The sequence below is a fragment of the Bacillus sp. 3255 genome (assembly GCF_031456485.1).
Taxonomy (GTDB): domain Bacteria; phylum Bacillota; class Bacilli; order Paenibacillales; family NBRC-103111; genus Paenibacillus_E.
Map to the genome: position 1 here is coordinate 70,062 of NZ_JAVDUS010000020.1, position 21,189 is coordinate 91,250.

A 21,189-nucleotide genomic window follows, 5' to 3' on the forward strand; every position below is an offset into this window, starting at 1 on the left:
CTATTTGTATACCCCGTGAATCACTTCTTCAAACTCGGGTTCTTCCATATGTACATCATCCATATCGCCCCAGAGGCTGACGACTCTCAGCACGTCCATCGCCTTCAGTTCCTGGCGGTTGCACGCAACGGTAAGCACATTCGCTTCTTGCGATACCAGCCGGAACGGCTGCTCCCAGTCCGCAGGGATACGAATATCGCCGCGGTACGTAATTTTCAAGATCGTCGGCAAGCCGATTCTGTCTCTTAACGTATCGATTGAGCCGTCATAGCCGATCTGCCCGTGATTGATGACAATCACCCGCCGGCATAGCTGCTCGATATCGTCCATATCATGCGTCGTGAGCAAAATGGTTTTGCCGAAGTCCCGGTTCAACGTCTGCAGGAAGCCGCGAATGTTCTTCTTCGCTACAACGTCAAGCCCGATCGTCGGCTCGTCGAGGAATAAAATATCGGGATCATGGAGCATGGAAGCCGCCAGATCCGCCCGCATCCGCTGGCCCAGCGAGAGCTTGCGCACCGGCATATCCAGCAGCTCTTTCAGCTCCAGCAGCTCGCTCAGCTCACCAAGCCTCCGGCGGGCGACACTCTCGTCAACGCGGTACATGGCCGTTAAAATTTCATAGGAATCTTTCACCGGCAGATCCCACCACAGCTGGCTGCGCTGGCCGAAGACGACCCCAAGCTTGCCAACCACGCGCCTTCGATGCTTCTGCGGGCTGTAGCCATGAATCAGTACTTCCCCCGAAGTCGGATGAAGGATGCCGGTCAGCATCTTGATCGTCGTGGATTTGCCAGCTCCGTTAGGTCCAATATACCCGACGAACTCGCCGGATTCAATCTCAAAGCTCAGATCCCGCACCGCTTCCTTCTCTCTGTAAGCCCGTGAGAACAACGTTCGAAGACCGGCAAACCGGCCTTCCTGAATGATCGGGGTCTGGAATGTTTTTCGCAAATTCGTCACGGTAATCATAGGTTCCCTTCCTCCTTCATGTCATTAACTGCCCGTACTTTGATAGCGGGATAGCCCAAGCTTCCAGAACCGAATCGCCAGCCACAGCGCTGCACACGCGACAGCCGTCGTACCTAGCAGCAGCCAGATACCGCCCTGGTGCCTGATCACATATAAAGCCGGTATATAGTTCACGAAAGCGACGGGTACAAGCACCATCAGCGCACCTTGCAGCCATTTGGGATACAGCGAGAGCGGGTAGCGCGCTGCCGTATGCGTGGCGTCTTCCGTCATATTCTGCAAATATTCGATCCGTGTCAGCCAGAAGCCGGAAGCGGCTGTTGCCAGCCCGATGGCGAATAAAATGACCGCTCCGCTGACGATGATTAATGCCGTTAACGGAATCGCTGGCCAGCCGATTTGCCCCGATGCCATAAGCGCTTTCATCGAAATGGCCAGCAGCACGAGGCCTTGCCCGATTTCGGCGAAGAGTACCCGCGAGTTCTGGGTCATCAGCGCCAGCAGTACCGGAACGGGACGAATCAGCAGCGCATCCAGATCGCCGGATACGAGATATTTCTCGAGATGATGCACATCCGAAGCCAGCGTCCGGTAGATCGCTTTGGAGATCATGATGACTCCGTACAAATAACACACCTCATACAGCGACCAACCTTTGATATCGCCGAAACGCATCATGACCAGCGCCACCATAAGAAATTCCGAAATTTGTATGCATGCCGCCATAGCGGTTGAGAATAGAAAATTAAACTTGTATTGCATCCTGCTGCGCAAGCTCGCCTTAATTAACATCATAAATAATTTCACGGACATCATCCGCCCTGCACCTCCAGCTTCCTCCGGACCAGGTGTGTGGCGGCCAGACAGACAAAAGTAAACCCGATGCCCCATAGGAGGGCTCCGAGCATGGCTGTTCCTTCTTCAAGTCCCATATAAATTCGGGTCGGATAATAAAGCAAATACGGATATGGCGTATATTGGCTGATCGTTCGCAGCCACCCTGGCAGCCATTCCAGCGGAATGAAGAATCCGGAGAGCAGCGTGCTCAGCGAGTAACTCAGCCAGTAGAGCCAGCGGGATTCCGTGGTCCATAAGGCGGCCACACCGATGAGATAATTCATGCAAATGGAGATATAAGCTGCTGATACGAGCGCGAGCGCCGTCCAGCCGTATACGGAAGCCTTGTGCGGAAGCTGTAAGGAGAAGATGAAGTAGTAGAGGGTGTAAATCGGGATGAACTTATAAACGAACTGGTACCACACCTGGCCCCATTCCTTGCTCATCGCTTGATAGAACAAGTGGACGGGCCGCATCAGATCGACCGCAATTTGACCGGTGCGCACCGACTGTTCGAGCCCAAGTCCGTTCGTCGTGAATTGCGTGATCCAGAGGATCGCCTGGTTGAAGGCGATATAGCCGACCATGCCTCTTACACCGTATTCGCCGAGCGACGAGTCGGACCCGAGTCCCGTCCAAATGCTGGCGTAGATAAAGCCGAAAACCGCGCTTACAGCGTTATGCAGCAGATGCGAGCCGCGGAACTGCAAATTTTTTGCGTATGCCTTGCGGGCCAAAACCGCGAAAAGCATAAAACACCTCCTCTGTTTTTTAATGCCTAAAAAACTTTTCTACTGCAGCCGCAGCGTAGAGACGGAGTTCCATATTACCAAATATGCCCTGGGGATGGCAATGATTTTTTTCGAGCCCCGGGGGACACGTGGGTCGCGTGGGTCGCGTGGCACGGCTAACGGACACAGCGGACCTTATTCGGCCGGGCGGGGCCGAATTCAACTTCTAACGGACACGGTTGCGCTTATTTGTCCCTTTTCGGCGTGCGATCGTCGAAAAGTGGGCAAATAAGCGCACGTGGGTCCGTTAGATCCGGCCATGCGGCGGTTTCGCGCATTTAGCGGCCGCTGTGTCCGTTAGCGCCTTCCGGCTCCCGCGGGGCACGCCGCCAAAACAAAAAAGGATGCCCCCAGGGCATCCTTCCTCATCTACTGCACGCTTGCCGGCTTCGCCTCAGGAGGCGTACTGCTCTGCTCCTCTGCCCGCAGCTTCGTGCCAGGGTCGTCGAACTCGGCATTGTAGCTAGGCTGCGACGACTTCGTCAAATAATCATGATCAATATATTCGGCCAAATACTGCTTACCGAAGAGCAAATCATACTGCACGTTCCTATAGTCGTCCAAGAGCGATTTCACGGACTCTGGCGCTTCGGCATGAAGCGTTTGGTCCTGATCTACAACGAGATTGCTCAGCAATCCCGGCACCTTGTCAGCCAACTCCGCGTTCAACGTGAAATTCGCCGTCTTTTCCATATGAAGCATATCCAGTACGTGAGCGCCTAAGAAGGAATCGCTCAAGAGCGGAATATCCTGCTTCGGCATATCGAAGTTGGACCAGGTGACCAACGGAATGCTGTGCATTTTCTTCACTTCTTCCAGCGACCAATCATTGGCGTTGCTGGTAGATAGGAAGCCCGCTTCCTTATACACCTGATAATCCAGACCCAGCATAGGCAAATGGTCACCATAGAAAACAATCATCGTCGGCTCATCCGAATCTTTGAAATGGTCGATGAGCATTTGCAAGCTTTGATCGGCATCATGCGCGCCTTGCGTGTAGGTTTCGAGAATTGTTTTGGCTTGCGGCGTCAGGTTGCCTTCAGCCTTGAATTGATTTTCGCCGTACCGCGGGTCATCGTAAGGGCCATGATTCTGCATCGTGACCGTATAGATGAACATCGGCTCTTCCGTTTTGTCCACTTCATTCATAATATTGCGGGACACCTCGGCATCGGAGATGAAGTACCCCTTCGTTTCCGGATTCACGAAATGCTCGCTGCTTTTGAAAGATTCGAAGCCCAGCTGCTTATAGACCGAGTTCCGGTCCCAAAACCAGCCTTCATAAGAATGAATCCCCATGCTTTTATAGCCTTGATCGGCGAAATAACTCGCCAAGCTCGGAACAGGCTTGCTGACGTACTGCTGGTACGGAATGGATCCGCCCGGCAGGAAGCTCATGGAATTGCCTGTCAGCACTTCGAATTCGACGTTACTCGTACCCCCGCCGAATTGCGGGGACAGCAAGTACCCGGAGGATGATTCCTTCTGCAGCCGATGAACGGTAGGCAGAGGATCTTGGCTGAATTTGACATTCGGCAGCAGCGTAGGGTCCCAGAAGGCTTCGCTCATGATGAAAATAACGTTCGGCTTTTTGCTTGGCTGGGCGCTCGCCGAAACCACTTTCGCCGCAGGTGCCGGTTCCTTCTGCGATACCTCTCCGATCGAAGCCGCGACTGTCGCTATCGCTTCACTGCTGTACGTTTCCGGCTTCTGCACGATCGAATTTTTCACATTCAACGTAAAAGCCAGCGCCGTTCCATTATTCGCATAATTCTCCTGCTGGTTCCATACAATTTCACTCACGCCCGCATGATCCAGAATTTTGCCGGCTAACGGTGTTTTAATCCCAAATGCATATAAGGCATAGAGCGAAAACAGCCCTAACCCAATTCTGGAGATGACTGGAAGGGTAGAGCGCGGTATCACCCATCTTAATACTAGAACGATGACAACCGCCGCCGCTACTGCACCGATTCGTAGAAGTGCCGCTTTACCTGTAACTAGGGATGCAATATCCATACTTTCTTTGTTGAGCAAAATATCCCACGGGAAGAACGGCTCCCCGATCATTGTCACCTTCATGTAAGAAATCAAGGCCATGAGGCCAAGCAGCAGGGTGGAGATCGCTCCGGAGATCGCCAAGGATCCCACTAAAGCGTAAATAAAAGCCAGGAAAAAGAAAGTAATTCCTACATTTAATAGAAAAAGCGGTTCATTGGAGGATATCCATTTCATCGTATCCTGCAGCGAGCCGCGTTCTAACAGCTCCATACCGGCTACTGAACAGACAGGCAACAGAATGAAAAAAAGCAATAGGGAAATCGTCGCTCCCAGACGTTGTGTTCTCGTCTTCTTACTCGGTTTCTTCCGAAGACGGCTCCGGGGCTTCACATTGGGGTGCATCTTGCATCACTCTCCTCTAGCCCCTATTGTAAACCCCAATTATGAAGAAAATATGTAGATAACCTTAAAGGAACCTTAGGGAACCCATTTCCTTCCATTATTTAAGGCCGGCCAACCACGACGCCAACGCCTTTAGTTCCTCTTCTTTGAGTGCGACTTGAAACGGTGGCATTCCGCCGCCACCCTTCTGTATGCGCTTCACGATTTCCTCCTCGGTCAAGCGCTCGCCGACTTTTTGAATGTTCGGACCTTCTCCGCCCTGTAATTGATTACCATGACAAGAGATACAAAAGTTTTGATAAACCTGTTGCGGATCCGACTTGGCAGGTGTGGTTTGCGCTTCTTTGTGGCTCTCATTTCCATTTCCGCAGGCGGATAACCCCAATGCCACAATCATCATGCTTCCAATCAGCAGCTTAGTTTTCATGTGCAGGAAACTCCTTAACGACATATTTCCCTTCATCATAACAGAGCCAAGGCTGGAGAAGAAAGAAGTTCACTAGAGTGTCATAGACGTAAACCCTGGGCTTGCTTCTAACCTTGGGTTAGAGGATGCCGCTGCCTGCTTGAGTGATAGTGATAGTATGTGAAACGCATAATCGATTTATTTCGGCGTCAGGCTGTAAATAATGTGTAACGTGCACAAAATAAAAAGACATGGCGGAGCTTATACTCCTGACCATGTCTCGGGTTATTTCAACTTCATATCAACTCGCTGCTTACACCAATTTGAGACGAATCACGTTCCATGATGCTTTGCCAAGCGTTGCAACAATACGGCCGTTGCCATCGACGGTTGCGCTGCCTCCATTGTGGGGCTTCACACGGTCATGGGCATCGATCGTATTCGCGGCCTTCAAATCGTCATGCTCCATCACGATATGCTGAATGACTTGAGAGGCTCCGAAGCTGCGCAGATCAAGCTCCAGCGGAAGCGCTTCTGTCAAGTGGCGGTTAACGGCGAAGACGGTGACTTCATCTTTCTCCTCATTATGTACCGCTACAGCCTCCAGATAAGGAACGTCCGTGTAGTCTTTCGCGTCATACTTCGGCGATTTGATCAGCGGCACCAAGACGGTTCCGCGCCCGAAAACGCTGGCGTGCATATACGGGTAATAGATTGTTTGTTTCCAAGCTGCCCCGCCGTTTGCTGTCATAATAGGTGCGATGACATTAACGAGCTGTGCCAAGCAGGCCATTTTCACGCGGTCCGCCCGTTTCAGCATGGATATGAGCATGCACCCTACGAGCAGCGCATCTTCATGATTGTATATGTCTTCAAGCTGCGGCGGAGCGATGGACCACGGCTCGATGCGGCGGTCAGCTTCATTAGAGTGGTACCACACGTTCCATTCGTCGAAAGACAGGTTGATTTTCTTCTTGCCGCGCTTCTTAGCTTGAACATAGTCCGCCGTCGATATAACCGTATGGATGAAGCGGTCCATCCCCATGGACTGGGCCAGGAAGTTAGCGGAATCCTTGTCGCGGTTGCCGTAATACTGATGCAGCGAAATGTAATCGACATGATTATAAGTATGCTCGAGCACGGTCGCCTCCCATTCCGGGAAGGTCGCCATGGTCAAGCTGGAGCTGCCGCAAGCTACAAGCTCGATCGACGGGTCCACCCACTTCATGACTTTGGCCGTTTCACAAGCAACGCGGCCGTATTCGAGCGCCGTTTTGGCTCCCGTCTGCCATGGACCGTCCATTTCGTTGCCTAGGCACCACGTTTTGATGTTATGGGGAGCCTTGTACCCGTGCGAAATACGCAAATCGCTCCAATACGTCCCGCCTTGAATATTGGAGTATTCAATAATATCTCTGGCTTCATCCGGTCCGCGGGTTCCGAGATTCACAGCCATCATAGCTTCGGTGTTCGCCTTACGGCACCAATCCATAAATTCATTAAGGCCGACCAGATTCGGCTCAATCGTGCGCCATGCCAGATCCAGTCTTCTTGGGCGCTTCTCCACCGGTCCGATGCCATCCTCCCAGTTATAGCCGGATACAAAGTTCCCCCCCGGATATCGAACGATCGGCACATCCAAACCTTTGACCAGCTCCAATACGTCCGCCCGGAAACCCTGCTCATCCGCTTGCGGATGTCCGGGTTCATAAATGCCCCCATAGACAGCGCGGCCCAAATGCTCGATAAAGGATCCGTAAATACGGGAATCCACTTCGCCAACTTTGAAATCTTTGTCAATAATCATGCTTGCTTTCATAGACATTACCTTCACCTCGTCGTATAATTAATAAAAATATAAATCAATTAATATAAATACAATGTTGTTGTCTTTATTAAACAATAAACTCCGCCCGATTTCAACCCTTTCCTTGCGGATGTTTTGGATTTATATTTATATGAATCAGTCGCTGAAGGAGTCGATCTCATGATATACGCAACAACGGAGCGCAAATGGCTGCCGCTCTATGAGGCTTTGGCCAGCGAGGTGCGGCTGCACATCCTGGAGCTGCTCGCGGTGCAGGAGATGAATGTGAAGGATCTTGCCGCAACGCTCGGTCTGAGCAGCGCCATTGTGACGATGCATGTCAAAAAGCTGGAAGCCGGAGGGCTCATTCGCACGGCCCTTGTGCGCAAACAAGGCGGCACGCACAAAATCTGCACCTTGGCCGCGGATAGCGTGCACTTACAGCTGCCGCAGCAGCAAAGCGAGCCGCAGCGCACGTTCGACGAAGTGTCCGTCCCCATCGGGCACTACACGCGCTTCGAGGTACAGCCTACGTGCGGTCTCGCCACAGCCGACCATGTGATCGGGCAGTACGATGATCCGCGCTATTTTCTCGAGCCTGAGCGGATGCATGCGAAGATCCTGTGGTTCGGGAGCGGCTTCGTGGAATACCGCATCCCGAATTACGTGCTCCCCAGCCAAACGCTGGAGGAGATCGAGATTTCGCTGGAAATTGGCTCCGAAGCGCCGGGAGTTGCCGAGGATTGGCCGTCGGATATCCATTTCTACGTCAATGATACGCTGCTCGGCTATTGGACCAGTCCCGGCGATTCGGGGCAAGGCCGGGGCTTGTTAACCCCTGCTTGGTGGCCGGACTCTATCAACCAATACGGTTGGTTGAAAGTGATCCGGATCACCGAGCAGGGCACATTCCTTGACGGGCAGCGTCTGTCCGAAGTCACGATCAAGGACATCCGCATGTCGCGCAACGAGTGGACACTGCGGCTTGAAGTGCCGGCGGATGCGGCGCATGTCGGCGGGCTGACCTTGTACGGTGAAAGCTTTGGCAACTATAACCGGGATATCGTTTTTCGTACCTACCGCAGATAGAGAACGTGCTGTCCTGCGCATGCGCATGCGGGTGCGAGTGCGAGTGCGGGCGCGAGTGCGGGACCTCCCCTCTTGGGCCATGTTATGTAAACTAAAAGTCATAACGGAAGGCGGCTTGCAATACAGTAAGGTAAATGACTGAGAGGGAGTTGAACCGTATGCAAGAACAACAGGCGCCTGTGCTAAGTGTGAAGGATTGGATGATTACCATCCTTCTGCTCGCCATTCCGATCGTGAATATCGTGCTGCTGTTCGTATGGGCCTTCAGCAAAAGCGAAAACCCGACAAAATCGAACTACGCCAAAGCCAGCTTAATCTGGGCAGCGATCGGGCTTGTCATTTATCTCGTTTTCGTCGTCATCATCTTCGGCACGATGATGTCCAGTATGAATACATAGTCTCCTGCAGCTATCCTCACTAAGCGGCTTATCCGCTGAGGATAGCTTTTTTTGGCGTTTCCCCATAAATGTCGTTCTTTCGAAGTATGCTATACTGTAAAAAAAGAAAAGGAGCCCTCGAAATGCCTGCACCCTTACATTGGAAGAAGTCATTATGGATCTTATGGGGGGCTAACTTTTCCATCATGTGCGGGATGAATCTGATCCTTCCGTTCCTGCCGCTCTACGTGGAAGAACTGGGCGTTCACGACGTAGGGGAAATCGTCAGGTGGACAGGCTGGATCGTCGCCGCCCAATTCATTACCTCGTTCCTCACGCAGCCCCTATGGGGAGCTATCGCGGACCGGCGTGGCCGCAAAATCATGCTGCTTCGCGCCGGCTTCGGCATGGCGGTCGTGACCGCCTTGATGGGAATTGTCACGGATCCGTGGCAGCTGCTCGCCTTGCGGCTGTTGAACGGATTCTTCTCCGGGTTCATCTCGATGGCCGTCTCTCTGCAAGCTTCGCTGACACCGGCGGAGCATTCCGGCAAATCGCTCGGCACGCTGCAGACGGGATCGATTGCCGGTTCGCTGATCGGCCCGCTAGTCGGGGGCTTGCTGGCCAGTATTATCGGCTACAGCCATGTGTTCTTCATCACCGGCGCTCTCATGCTCTGCGCCAGCCTGATTGTGATGATTTTCATACGTGAGGAGCGCAAGGCCCCTGCCCCGAAAAAAACAAAGCAGCGCACCGAATGGCGGCTGTTCCGGCCCCTGCTCCCTGTCTTCGCGGCATCCTTGATCATGCAAGTCGGGATGATGAGCATCGAGCCGATCGTGACCGTATATGCGAAGAACATCTACACCGGGAGCCATCTGGAGCTGCTCTCCGGCTTGGTCGTTGCGATTACGGGCATCGCCAACTTGTTCGGCGCCCCTTCCCTCGGACGTCTCGGCGATCGGATCGGTCAGCGCAAAACGCTCGTCATCGCGCTCTGTATGGCGGCACTCGCTTTCATTCCGCAGGCTTTCGCAACAGGCATCACAATGCTTCTGGTCGGAAGATTCCTGCTGGGACTGTTCATCGGCGGCATGATTCCGTCCCTCAACGTGCTGGTCAGAAAGCTCGCCCCGACGCAGATTCAAGGGACTGCCTACGGCTTTAACACCTCGTCGCTGTTTCTCGGCAACCTGTTGGGGCCGCTGCTCGGCAGTCACCTTGCCGCTGAGTTCGGGTTCAGGTCCGTGTTCATCGTCACGATGAGTATATTGCTGCTGAGCGCCGTATTTGTCTACTTCAACCGCAGCTTGGAGGGTTCGAGAACAGCCCCTACATAGCCAATTATCTAATCTACTTATGGAGGACATTTCATGAAACACGAAATTTTGTATAAAGGTGCATTTCCCATGCTGCGCGTGGAGCTGGAAGCCGGTGAGAACATCAAAGCCGAAGCCGGAGCCATGGTCTCCATGTCGCCGAATATCGAGCTGAAGGGCACCGTGGACGGCGGCATCATGCGCGGGCTGGGCCGGATGCTGAGCGGCGAGAAATTTTTCTTCCAGGAGCTGACGCCGACTCGGGGGTCTGGCGAAGTCTTACTGGCTCCGGCCGTCATCGGCGATATCGAGGCTGTGGAGCTGGACGGATCGTACAAGCTTTATGTACAAAAGGACGGCTTCCTTGCCGGAACCTCAGGCATTCAGGTGAATACGAAAATGCAAAATCTCATGAGCGGCTTCATGTCCGGTGAAGGCTTCTTCATTGTGGAGATTAGCGGCAGAGGCACGGTCTTCCTCTCCTCTTACGGCGCAATTCATGCCATCAATCTTGCGCCCGGGCAAGAGGTTGTCATCGACAACGGGCATCTTGTCGCTTGGCCGGATTATACCGCGTATACGATCGAGAAAGCCTCGAAAGGCTGGCTCTCCAGCTTTACGAGCGGCGAAGGCGTCGTCTGCCGGTTCCGCGGCGAGGGCGTCGTGCTCATTCAGACGCGCAATCCGCAGAGCTTCGGCGGGTGGCTGAAGCAGTTCATTCCGGGCAGCAGATAAGGAGCTGCTCGCCCGTTAATTCGTCCCCTTTCCGCGTGAACCGCGGGATGGGCCGATTAACGGGAGTTTTTCCTGTTACTCATCATTCGAGGCCCATCGGGCTACATTTAACAGGAGAATTTCCCGCTACGGGCGAGACTCTCGTGAAGGGTGGCCAGTTTTCTCGTTCTCGCCCTAGACAGAACTAGAATTACCACTGTATGGGAGAGACTCCTGTAAAGGGAGGCTTGTTATCTCATTCTCCTGCAGGGCGTAACTGGAATTTCTCCCGTTATTCCCGACAATATTAGCCCAGTTCTACGAATAAAGGGAATTCCTCCCGTTAATTCTTCCCTTTTCCGCGTAAAGACAGCGAATACGGGCCGATTAACGGGAGTTTTTCCTGTTACTCGCCATTCGAGGCCCCATCAGGCTTCATTTAACAGGAGAAATTCCCGCTACGGGCGAGACTCTCGTTGAGCGAGACACACTTCGTAGTGACTCCCCTGTTTTCCCCCTCGTCATTTGCCAAAAATTATGCTATGATGGTTCCAATACATAAACTCGGTTTTCTATAATAAACCACCGACATCTAGGAGGCCCCCGATTGGACGATAAATACCGCGTTCCAGCCATTGAACGCGCCCACCTGATCCTGAAAGAAATCGCCGGCCAGCCAGGCAAGCTGAAGCTCATCGATATCTCGCGCGCGCTCCAAATCAACAAGAGCTCGATGTACTCCCTGCTGCTGACGCTGGAGAATCTCGGGTGGATCGAAAAGGAAGCCGGCGAAACATACCGCCTCGGACGCGAGCTTTCACGGCTCGGACATGCGGCTAACCAGCACCGCGACCTGAACGAGTCCTTCCACAAAGAGGCGTCCTTAACGAAGCTTAGGCTCGGGGAGTCGCTCCAGTTAGCCAAATTGGACGGCAATGAAGTACTCTACCTCGCCAAAGAGGAAGCGCTTACACCTGTCCGGCTGGCTTCCGGACCCGGCATGCGCCTGCCCGCACACGCCACTGCGCTCGGCAAGGTCATGCTCGCCGGTCTCACGGATGAGGAGCTCGACTCGCTGTACACGAAGGAGCAGGAGCCTTTTCCTCAGCTCACCGCGCATTCCATCACGACGCTGCAGGCGCTGAGAAGCTCTCTGGAACAAATCCGCAAGCAAGGCTATGCGCTGGATCTGGAGGAAGCCGTCCTCGGCTTCAGTTGTGCGGCCGCTCCGATTCGCAATGCGCAAGGGAACGTAATCGCCGCTGTCAGCTGCTCCATGATGTTGCCTCAGTGGGAACAGAAGAAGCAGATCTGTATAGATGAAGTATGCAAGCTGGCTCAACAATTATCCGAATAGCAAAGGGGAATTGAACATGCGATTGCAAGGCAAAGTCATTCTCATCACAGGCGCTGCTTCCGGTATCGGCAAAAGCACGGCTCTCTTATTCGGGCGGGAAGGCGCCCAGGTCATCGTGAACGACCTCGACGAAGCGAAGGGGATCGAGACGGTGAACGCCATCACCGAAGCCGGCGGAACGGCCCGCTTCATCCGGGCGGATGTGACCCACTCCGATTCCGTCCAGGCGATGGTTGAGCAGATCATCCAGGAGTTCGGCCGGATCGATGTGCTCTTCAACAACGCCGGCATCAGCGGTGTCGGTGCGCTGCATGAGCTGGAGCCGGACGCTTGGGACCGCATCATGAGCATTAACGTGAAGGGCGTATTCCTTCCGTCCAAGCACGTTCTTCCCCATATGATGGCACGCCAGTCAGGGTCTATCATTAATATGTCTTCCTGCATCGCCGAAATCGGACTGGCCCGCCGCGCCTCCTACGCCGCAACCAAAGGCGCCGTGCTGGCCCTCACCAAATCCATGCAGGTGGATTATGCCCCCTACGGCATCCGGGTGAACGCCTTGCTGCCGGGAACGATTATGACGCCGTTCGTGGAGAATTATCTTCGCACGTCGTATGACGATCCGGAAGCGGCCATCGCATCGCTCAAAACCCGGCAGCTGAGCAACGAGTTGGGTCGCCCGGATGACGTGGCTTTAGCCGCATTGTTCCTGGCCTCCGACGATTCCAAATTCATGATGGGCTCACCGCTGTATATTGACGGAGGCGTCGTGTTCGGCAAGAACGCCTAACGGCGAGATGAAGTTATCCACAGCTATTATTGAATTTTATATAATCATTAGGAGGCTCCCACATGAAATTGCTCACATTCCATCAAAACGAAACTTTAGCGCTCGGCGTGCTGACCGATCAGGGTGTGCTGGACGTCGCCGGCGCCGTTCGCCGCTTCAATCCCGCTTTCGCTGTACCCGCCAATGTGCACGAAGCGATTCAAGGCGGAGCAGCAGCGACGGAAGCGCTGCGCCAGCTCGTCAACCTTGCGTTGGAAAGCGCTGACCGCGCGGACCTTCTCCTCAGCGAATCGTCTGTCACCTACGGTCCTTGCGTAACGGATCCCGGCAAAATCATTTGCGTCGGCCTGAACTATCGCAAGCATGCGGAAGAAACGAATGCGCCGATTCCGCAGTATCCGATTCTTTTTAATAAATTCAACAATACGCTTACAGGTCATGGGCATGATATCGCCCTTCCGCGCGTCACCAAAGAAGTCGACTATGAGGCTGAACTCGTCATCGTCATCGGCAAGCAGGCCAAATATATTTCCAAAGAGGACGCTCTGGACCATGTTTATGGCTACTGCTGCGTGAACGACCTGTCTGCCCGCGATCTGCAGATGCGTACGGCGCAGTGGCTGCTGGGCAAATCATGCGATGATTTCAGCCCGCTCGGACCTTACCTGGTTACGGCGGACGAGGTCGGCAACCCGAACGACTTGAGCATTTCGACCACCGTCAACGGCAAGGTGCGCCAAAACTCGAACACGGCGGATATGATTTTCCACTGCGACGAGATTGTCAGCTACATTTCGCAGCATATGACACTGTATCCGGGAGACATTATTCTCACGGGAACGCCGGAAGGCGTCGTGCTCGGAGATCCGGTGGACAAACGCGTGTACCTGCAGAACGGCGATACCGTGACGATTACTATCGAGAAGCTTGGCAGCTTAACGAACCGCATGGTCAGCGAGTAAACCGCCAGCCAATGAATAAACGGGTTGAGAATTCGCATGGTCTGCGTTTTCTCAACCCGTTTGCATTAGTTATGGACTCGCAATTTCCTCTTAATCCCCGAAGCCGCGATCTCGAGCAGGATGGCAAAGCCCAAGATGAAGTACGTGATAGCGCCAATCTCCCTGACATCGTAATAGAACGAACTCGCCATAAACATGTCATAACCGATTCCCCCTGCTCCGGCTGCCGCCCCCATCGCGACGGCGACGGCGAAATTGATTTCGAAGCGCATGAAAGTCCATGAAATCAAATAGGAGGCCGAGGAAGGGAGGACAGCTTGGAAAACGATTTGCCACCAGTTCGCCCCGCTCGCCTTCAGTGCTTCAATCGTACCTTGATCCAATTCTTCGAAGGATTCCGAGTAAGCCTTCACGAGATAGCTGATGGAGTGGAACGTCATCCCGATGACGGCCGCAACGCTGCCTAGCCCCGCCGCAACCGCAAAAATCAACACCCATAACACCGTAGGAACCGCCCGAATAAAGGCGACGGCACCCTTAATCACGACCGACAGCCGCGGATGGGATAAATTCCGTGCCGCCAGTAAGCCTAGGTACAGGGCGATCACTGCGCCGAACAATGTCGTCAGAAACGCCAGCCCTAGAGTAATGGCAATCTGACCGAGCGCCTCGACGAACGTGAAGTGGGTTAACCTTGGCTGGAGGAACATCGTTCTGACCGTCTGCAGGGTCGAAGACACGGCCTCCCCAAGCTGCACGCCCTTGTAGTCGAACGTTGCAAAGCCGTATAGCGTCAACGCTGCCAAAGCGCCCAGTGTAAGCCGAATCACGATCTTTTGCTTATTCATCACTCGCGTCCGCGTGCCGAATACCGCATCCTGACCGCTGCCCTTGTCATAGACGGCCCTTACGGTTTCATGTAAATCCATTACAAGATCACCTTCCTGACATAGTTGGAGACGGCTTCGATGCAGAAGATTGCAACGACGATGACGATAACGACTAAGGAGGCGGCGCTATAATTTAGACTTTTGTAATATAAGCTGAAGAGAAATCCGATTCCGGTACCGGTCAAAATGCCGATCAATGTGGCGTGGCGGATGTTGGTCTCCACCATGAACAGCATCCAGCTAAGCAGCTGGGGCATGCTCGAAGGGATGACCGATTGGAAAATGATCGTAAAGTAGCTGGCCCCCGTCGCTTTCAGCGCTTCAACGGAGGAGGAGCTGACTTCGTCGATCGACTCCATGAAGGCGCGCGTCAAGAACCCGAAGGAGCCGAAGAAGAGGGCAAAATACCCGGTCAGCACATTTTGGCCGAAGGAGATGAGCAGAATCATCGACCATGCGGCAACATCGATATTGCGGAACAATGTAGCGATAGAGCGGCTTACAAAGCTGAAGACGCCCCCCACTCCGGTCGTATGGGAGCCTAGGATAGCGAATAACATTGCGAACACGGCGGCCGCCGTCGTGGCGGCAATTGAGACGAGCAGCGTCTCCGTCAGGGAGCCGACGATACCGGAAAGTTTGCCCATCGCTTTCTCAGTCGGGTAAAAATTGCTTGCCGCCCACTGCGCCGCTTTCGGTATGGACGTAAAGCCCTTCACCACGTCATAGTCCGTGATGATCATCGCAGCTAGCGTAACGGCCAGCAGCAAGAGGCAAAAGGCCAGCGTATTCATCCGTTTGCGGAGGAAGAAGGTATCAGGCATAGGATGCCTCCAGCTCAGCCTTCAGCTCCCCCGCATGCTCTTCGAGAGCTGAGCCGTAAATCATGGACAGCTGCTCGCGCTTGATCCCGGACGGAGGGCCGTCGTACACGATCGTTCCTTTGTTCACGCCAAGAATCCGGTCCGAGTATTGCAGGGCGGTATCCACTTGATGCAAATTGACAATAACGGTGATCCCCATCTTCGTAGAGATGCTGCGCAAATGGTCCATAATGACTTTGGATGCATTCGGATCCAGCGAGGCGATCGGTTCGTCGCACAGCAGCATTTTGGGAGCCTGGATGAGCGCCCGCGCGATGCCCACACGCTGTCTCTGACCGCCGCTCAGATGGTCGCAGCGTTTATACACATGGTCCTCGAGCCCGAGTATTTTCAGAATGGCGTAAGCTTGGCGCTTCTCTTCTTTCGTGTAAAGCCCCAGAACGCCCTCCAGCGTGGACTTGTAACCAAGCCTCCCGTGCAGCACATTCTCGACCACGGTCAGCCTGTCCACCAGATTGTAATGCTGGAAAACCATCCCCATCCGCGTACGCAGCCGTTTCAAGTCGCTTTTCTTAAAATCCATAATGCTCGCGCCGTCGAAAATGATCTCTCCGCTGCTCGCGTCAATCATCCGGTTAATACAGCGAAGGAGCGTGGATTTGCCGGCTCCGGAAGGTCCGATGATAGATACGAATTCTCCCGCTTTCACTGCGAAATTAACGTCCGATAACGCTCTTGTATCCGTGCCGTACTGTTTGGACACTTGTTTGAATTCCAATAACGTTGTCATGGTTACTCCCTCGATCGGTTATGTCCTGCTAGTGTTTCGCTTATTTGGAAAGATCTCTGACCGGATTGAACCAAGCGTCCTCAACGGGAAGGAATTTTTCTTTTCCTGTCTTTTGCTTGAACAGACCGGACTCCTTGGAATCCTTGGGCAGGAATACTTTCGGATTCTTGGTTACTTCATCGGAGATAAAGGCATCTCTCAGCTTCTTCTGGTCTTCGGCGCTAATGGTATCGGTGTTGATGGCAAAAGGCGAGTTCAATACAGGCGTGGACGAAATGATTGTAAACTCTTTGCCGATCAGCGTGTTGAACGGCTCCGCCGCGCCTTGTTTGACCTTATAGACCGCACCCGGCTTATTGGCCGTTCCCGACTCCAGCTCCACGTAGTTAGACACGCACGTATCGCAGAAAGCGGCGACGTCCGCTTTGCCCGTCAGCAGGTTCACTGCCGCGCCCTGGTGAGTGCCTCCGAACAGCACCTCGGAGAAGAACTTGTCCTTGCCGCCTTGCAGCAGGTCGTCGACCGTCAGGCTTTTGAACTTCTCTTGTTTGTTGAAATAACCGATGATTCCGGCGGATGGCACTTTAAACCCGGACGTTGAGGAGTTGGAAACGAAAGAGAATTTCTTGCCGGCAATCGCGTCCATCGCGAAGCCTTCGCCTTTCTTGTACGAGCCTTCCTCGCCTTTGCGCACATTCAACCAACTGTAATAAACGGCGTCGTCCAAGGTGCCCGACTCCCCGCTCGCCACGACGAGCGGCTGAACCTTTTTGTTCTTCGCGTTCGCTTCAACGTAGCCTTGCGGTCCCATGAAAGCAAGATCCGCTCCGCCGCTGGCAATCGCTTCAATGGCGATGATATAGTCCGTCGTTGTTTTATGTTCGACTTTCTTGCCTGTGGCGGTTTCGATCACTTTCCCGAGCTCCTCCCGGGCGTTCTTCAAGTCAGCTCCCGATTCATTCGGGTACCAGGCAATCGTGATGGTGTCTTTCGTCTTGGCAGATGCGGCGGCGTTCTGTGTATCGCCGGTCTTCGCTGCGCAGCCGGTGGCTACGGCAACCAAACATAAAGAAATGATGAGAGTCTTGAGCTTTGTCACGTGGAAACCCCTCCCGATAATAACCATCTTCATTAATTGGAACATAACACTATGAGTATAATCGACGTTTATTTTCTGAATGTTCTGATAATTTTAAGATATTGTAAGCTAGCTCGTTTTCTCCGCCGTGAAGAATCTCCCTGCCCGAATTTGATACTCGCGATGGCACAGATGCTCCATGAATTCCAGGTCGTGGAAGATGCCCAGCATCGTCGTGCCTTCCTTCATCAACTGCTCGATGAGCACCTTCACTTTCAATTTCGAGCTGTGATCCAGACTGGCCGTCGGCTCGTCGAGCAGCAGCAGTCTCGGCCGCTTGACCATCGCCCTCGCGATATTCAATCTCAGCTTCTCGCCGCCTGAGAACGTAGCCGGGTAACTGTCCCACAAGCTGCGGTCCAGCTCGAAATGCTCCAGCATCTGGACGGTCTCCGCTTCGGCGTAGTCTGCGGGCTGCCCCATTTCGACGATGGCGTTGCGGACCAGCTCTCTGGCTGTCGTCCGGGGCATCACATTCAGAAATTGGGACACATAGCCGATCTCGAGCTTGCGCAGCTCGATGATCGTTCGCTCCGAAGCGGCCGCCAAATCGATGGTTCCGAATCTCGCGGAGTCGTACCAGATGCTGCCGCCATTCGGCAAGTACGTGCGGTAGATGCATTTCAGAACGGTCGATTTGCCGCTGCCGCTTTTGCCGGTAATCCCGACGAATTCGCCTTCTTTCACATACATGTTGACATCATCCACCGCGGAAATATGTTTGTTTAAATTGTGCAGCGTAAACGACTTGGACAGCTGTTCGATCGACAGCAAGTACTCCATGCCATCACCTCCTGTTAGATGCGGTAATTCGTTTTTTGAATCAATTTGCCGTCAACGAACACGGTCGTCACGACAGGGAAATCATCCGGTTCAATCCGTTCGATGATCAACAGATCCGCTTTCTTGCCTGCCTCAATCGAGCCGTAATCATCCGCAATGTTGACCGCTTTGGCCGGATTCAGCGTCACCAGCTTGAACATCTCGACAAGAGCTTGCTGCGAAGAGGCCGCTAATTGGAAGACCGCGTGCAGCATCGCTGCCGGATAGTAATCACTGCATAGAATATCGATGCAGCCGTCTTCAATCGCTTCGGCGGCGGACAGGTTGCCGCTGTGCGAGCCGCCCAGAATGACGTTGGGCGCGCCGGCCACCGTGTGAAGTCCCTTCTCCTTCGCTTTGCGGGCAATGGCTAGTGTGATCGGGAATTCGCTGATTGCGGTGCCGAAGCTCTGCACCAGGTCCAGCTTCTCAACCGAATCGTCGTCATGCGAAGCGATGGCGATATTTCTGACTCTAGCCATTTCCGCGATTTCCCGGATTGCCTCGACCGTCATCTTCTCCTTCGTCTGATGATTAGCGATCAGGACGGCGATGTTCTCATCGCTGATGGTGTCATAGCCGCGGACGGTCTTCTTGTACACTTCCAAATCCCTGTACTGCCCTTGGCCCGGCGTATGATCCATGAAGGATACCAAATGGACCTTCTCTTCTTGAATGTAAGATTTCAAGTTATCGATCTGATCCAGGTTGTCGATCTCGAATCTGGCGTGAAACCGATGGCGGATCAAGTGTTTGCTGTTGTGTGTCCGGTCGATGAGATCGATCAGCTTGCGCACGTTCTCGGGCTCACGGATCGGCCGGTATTTATAATCCACGGATTTGAAGATGGACAGGGAATGATACATGGTCGTAATACCGTGGGAGATAAGCTCCTTCTCCGTTTCGCGCAGACCGATCCGGAAGTCGATCAGCGAAGTAGGCCGCGGAGCCGTCATGTGCTCGATATAATCCGAATGAATGTCGATCATCCCGGGCGTCACATAGCCTCCGCACGCGTCGATGACTTCCGTGCCTTCATCCCGGAGGAACTCTCCTCTCCGGGCGATTCGGGAGATGCGGTCCCCCTCGACCAGAATCTCGTATCCTTCCAATATCGCTTCTTCCGTGATAATGATGCCATTCGTTATTACATACATCCTAAGTCCTCCTCCCAGGTATTCGCTTTGGCTATAACAGAGAATGAACGAGCTGCTGGGTGTAGGCATGCTGCGGATCCTCAAGAATCTGATCGGTTAGGCCCTGTTCGACGACGCGTCCGTCCAGCATCACCATCGTCCGGTCCGCCAGCATGCGGATCACGCCAAGGTCGTGCGAGACGAGCAGCATGCTGATCTGCAGCTCTCTCTGTAGATGCTTGATCAGATCCAGCACATTCGCCTGCACCGAAAGATCCAATCCCGTCGTCACTTCGTCCAATAACAGGATCGGCGGATTGTTCGACAGCGCTTTGGCAATTTGCACCCGCTGCTGCATCCCGCCGGAGAAGTTCTTCGGCGCTTCCTTCATCCGGTATACCGGGATATGAACCCGCTCCAGCAGCTCGCTTCCACGCGCTTCCATCGCGGCGACACGGCGATTGCCGGCGGCAATCATTTTCTCGGCGATATTGCCGATGGAGGAGAAGCCCATCCTTAACCCCAGAACCGGATTTTGATACACTTTGCCCATCAAATGGTTGCGGATATATTTCTTCTGCTGGGAAGACTCCAGAAACATGTTGCTGCCGCCGTCTTTGTACGGCTCCAGATAAGCTTCGCCTCCGCTCACTTCTTGATCGAAGTACAGACACCGCATCAGCGTCGATTTGCCGCTGCCGCTCTCGCCCACGATGCCCAGCACTTCCCCGGGATACAGGTCGAATGTGATGTCCTGACATGAATAGACGGTTCCGCAGGACCGGCAGTAGTTGCGGTCCAGATGGCGGCTCGCCGGATCGCTGCAATGCTCGCAGCCTGCGCCGAACTGTTTATTTAGACGGTTGACTCTCATAATGGGGGATGCGATATGACTCATTTTTCCTTCACCTCTACCTTCTAGGAAGACTTCTCGTTCATGCGATCCAAGCAGTAGCTCGTATCGTTGCATTGGTAGTACGTTGTATCCAGCTCCCGGTCATATAGTTCGTCCATAAACACATCGCTCGCCCCGCACTGCCTGCAGCATTGGCCGGGGAAAGACTCCGGCGCGAACGGAACGTCCTCGAAGTCCAGAGAGACGACCTTCGTATAAGGAGGTACGGCGTAAATCTTCTTCTCGCGTCCGGCCCCCAGCAATATTAAGGCTTCCGAATGATTCATCTTCGGATTGTCGAACTTCGGTATCGGGCTCGGCGCCATCACATACCGGTCATGTACCATAACCGGATGATCGGCACCCGTGGAGACTCCCCGATACTTCATAATTTGCTCGAACAGCATCAGCCAGGCGCCGCTGTAATCCTTCTCCCCGTGCAGCCTCTTCGTCTCCAGCTCACTCGATTCATACATCCGCAGCGGCTCGGGCATCGGCACCTGCAGGACCAGAATCTGCTCCTTGGTCAGCGGAATCTCCGGAATCCGGTGGCGGGATTGAATGAGCGTCGCTTCCGGTGTCGCATCGACTGTCGGAACGCCAGTCGTCTTGTCGATCAGCTTCTTGATGCTCACCGCATTGACGGATTCGTCGGAGCCTTGGTCAATCACCTTGAGCACATCGTTCCTGCCGATCAGCGACAACGTCAGCTGCAATCCGCCTGTCCCCCATCCTCGGCCGATGGGCAGCTCCCGGGAGGCGAACGGCACCTGATACCCCGGAATGGCGATCGCCTTCAGCGTAGCTCTGCGGATCTCGCGTTTGGACCCTTCATCCAAGAAGGCGAAATGATATGAAATTCGCATTTGT

At 53.8% G+C, this 21,189-nt stretch carries 21 protein-coding genes; 7 read left to right on the top strand and 14 right to left on the bottom strand.

Going from position 1 to position 21,189, the window contains the following annotated elements; translation table 11 throughout:
- From J2X61_RS26875 to arfA, 6 genes are all read right to left on the bottom strand, one after another.
- Positions 1-972, bottom strand: a complete 972-nt coding sequence (locus tag J2X61_RS26875) for an ABC transporter ATP-binding protein (protein WP_274467039.1) — start codon at positions 970-972, stop codon at positions 1-3.
- Between the two features lie 24 nt (positions 973-996).
- A complete protein-coding gene (locus tag J2X61_RS26880) occupies positions 997-1,767 on the bottom strand; it encodes an ABC transporter permease (protein WP_310192245.1) in 771 nt (256 codons plus the stop codon).
- A gap of 17 nt (positions 1,768-1,784) precedes the next feature.
- The gene (locus J2X61_RS26885; protein WP_274467041.1) at positions 1,785-2,561 is read right to left on the bottom strand and encodes an ABC transporter permease; all 777 of its coding nucleotides are present in this window, start codon (positions 2,559-2,561) and stop codon (positions 1,785-1,787) included.
- A 408-nt stretch (positions 2,562-2,969) separates the two neighbouring features.
- Positions 2,970-4,871, bottom strand: a complete 1,902-nt coding sequence (locus tag J2X61_RS26890; RefSeq protein ID WP_310192247.1) for an LTA synthase family protein — start codon at positions 4,869-4,871, stop codon at positions 2,970-2,972.
- 229 nt (positions 4,872-5,100) lie between these two features.
- Positions 5,101-5,430: a c-type cytochrome gene (locus J2X61_RS26895; RefSeq protein ID WP_274467043.1), complete on the bottom strand. Its 330-nt coding sequence runs from the start codon at positions 5,428-5,430 to the stop codon at positions 5,101-5,103.
- Between the two features lie 292 nt (positions 5,431-5,722).
- A complete protein-coding gene (gene arfA, locus J2X61_RS26900) occupies positions 5,723-7,234 on the bottom strand; it encodes an arabinosylfuranosidase ArfA (protein WP_274467044.1) in 1,512 nt (503 codons plus the stop codon).
- 162 nt (positions 7,235-7,396) lie between these two features.
- Between arfA and J2X61_RS26905 the strand changes: the two genes are divergently transcribed.
- The 7 genes from J2X61_RS26905 to J2X61_RS26935 all read left to right on the top strand — a co-directional run bounded on the left by J2X61_RS26905 (position 7,397) and on the right by J2X61_RS26935 (position 13,824).
- Positions 7,397-8,305, top strand: a complete 909-nt coding sequence (locus J2X61_RS26905; protein WP_274467045.1) for an ArsR/SmtB family transcription factor — start codon at positions 7,397-7,399, stop codon at positions 8,303-8,305.
- Positions 8,306-8,463: 158 nt separating this feature from the next.
- Positions 8,464-8,703, top strand: a complete 240-nt coding sequence (locus J2X61_RS26910) for a hypothetical protein (RefSeq protein ID WP_274467046.1) — start codon at positions 8,464-8,466, stop codon at positions 8,701-8,703.
- A gap of 122 nt (positions 8,704-8,825) precedes the next feature.
- Positions 8,826-10,022 carry an MFS transporter gene (locus tag J2X61_RS26915; protein WP_274467047.1) on the top strand — a complete coding sequence of 399 codons (1,197 nt, stop codon included), beginning with the start codon at positions 8,826-8,828 and terminating at the stop codon, positions 10,020-10,022.
- 33 nt (positions 10,023-10,055) lie between these two features.
- Entirely contained in the window at positions 10,056-10,736 is a 681-nt protein-coding gene (locus J2X61_RS26920) for a TIGR00266 family protein (protein ID WP_274467048.1), read from the top strand.
- 586 nt (positions 10,737-11,322) lie between these two features.
- Positions 11,323-12,072: an IclR family transcriptional regulator gene (locus J2X61_RS26925; RefSeq protein WP_274467049.1), complete on the top strand. Its 750-nt coding sequence runs from the start codon at positions 11,323-11,325 to the stop codon at positions 12,070-12,072.
- A gap of 16 nt (positions 12,073-12,088) precedes the next feature.
- The gene (locus J2X61_RS26930) at positions 12,089-12,862 is read left to right on the top strand and encodes an SDR family NAD(P)-dependent oxidoreductase (protein WP_274467492.1); all 774 of its coding nucleotides are present in this window, start codon (positions 12,089-12,091) and stop codon (positions 12,860-12,862) included.
- A gap of 62 nt (positions 12,863-12,924) precedes the next feature.
- Entirely contained in the window at positions 12,925-13,824 is a 900-nt protein-coding gene (locus J2X61_RS26935) for a fumarylacetoacetate hydrolase family protein (protein WP_274467050.1), read from the top strand.
- A 65-nt stretch (positions 13,825-13,889) separates the two neighbouring features.
- On the opposite strand, the gene J2X61_RS26940 is transcribed toward J2X61_RS26935, so the two are convergent.
- The 8 genes from J2X61_RS26940 to J2X61_RS26975 all read right to left on the bottom strand — a co-directional run bounded on the left by J2X61_RS26940 (position 13,890) and on the right by J2X61_RS26975 (position 21,185).
- Complete coding sequence (locus J2X61_RS26940; RefSeq protein ID WP_379239622.1) at positions 13,890-14,753, bottom strand: PhnE/PtxC family ABC transporter permease; 864 nt, start codon at positions 14,751-14,753, stop codon at positions 13,890-13,892.
- On the bottom strand, positions 14,753-15,538 hold the full coding sequence (locus J2X61_RS26945; protein ID WP_310192252.1) for a PhnE/PtxC family ABC transporter permease: 786 nt from the start codon (positions 15,536-15,538) through the stop codon (positions 14,753-14,755). The genes J2X61_RS26940 and J2X61_RS26945 overlap by 1 nt, the downstream gene beginning before the upstream one ends.
- Positions 15,531-16,328 (bottom strand): phosphonate ABC transporter ATP-binding protein, encoded by a 798-nt coding sequence (gene phnC, locus J2X61_RS26950; protein ID WP_274467052.1) that lies wholly within the window; start codon positions 16,326-16,328, stop codon positions 15,531-15,533. Before phnC ends, J2X61_RS26945 begins: the two co-directional genes overlap by 8 nt.
- 40 nt (positions 16,329-16,368) lie before the next feature.
- The gene (gene phnD / locus J2X61_RS26955; RefSeq protein ID WP_274467053.1) at positions 16,369-17,427 is read right to left on the bottom strand and encodes a phosphate/phosphite/phosphonate ABC transporter substrate-binding protein; all 1,059 of its coding nucleotides are present in this window, start codon (positions 17,425-17,427) and stop codon (positions 16,369-16,371) included.
- Between the two features lie 108 nt (positions 17,428-17,535).
- Entirely contained in the window at positions 17,536-18,249 is a 714-nt protein-coding gene (locus tag J2X61_RS26960; RefSeq protein ID WP_274467054.1) for a phosphonate C-P lyase system protein PhnL, read from the bottom strand.
- 14 nt (positions 18,250-18,263) lie between these two features.
- Positions 18,264-19,445: a phosphonate metabolism protein PhnM gene (gene phnM, locus J2X61_RS26965; protein ID WP_310192255.1), complete on the bottom strand. Its 1,182-nt coding sequence runs from the start codon at positions 19,443-19,445 to the stop codon at positions 18,264-18,266.
- 31 nt (positions 19,446-19,476) lie between these two features.
- The gene (locus tag J2X61_RS26970) at positions 19,477-20,322 is read right to left on the bottom strand and encodes an ATP-binding cassette domain-containing protein (RefSeq protein WP_310192256.1); all 846 of its coding nucleotides are present in this window, start codon (positions 20,320-20,322) and stop codon (positions 19,477-19,479) included.
- A gap of 20 nt (positions 20,323-20,342) precedes the next feature.
- The gene (locus J2X61_RS26975; protein WP_274467057.1) at positions 20,343-21,185 is read right to left on the bottom strand and encodes an alpha-D-ribose 1-methylphosphonate 5-phosphate C-P-lyase PhnJ; all 843 of its coding nucleotides are present in this window, start codon (positions 21,183-21,185) and stop codon (positions 20,343-20,345) included.
- Between the last annotated feature and the right edge of the window lie 4 nt (positions 21,186-21,189).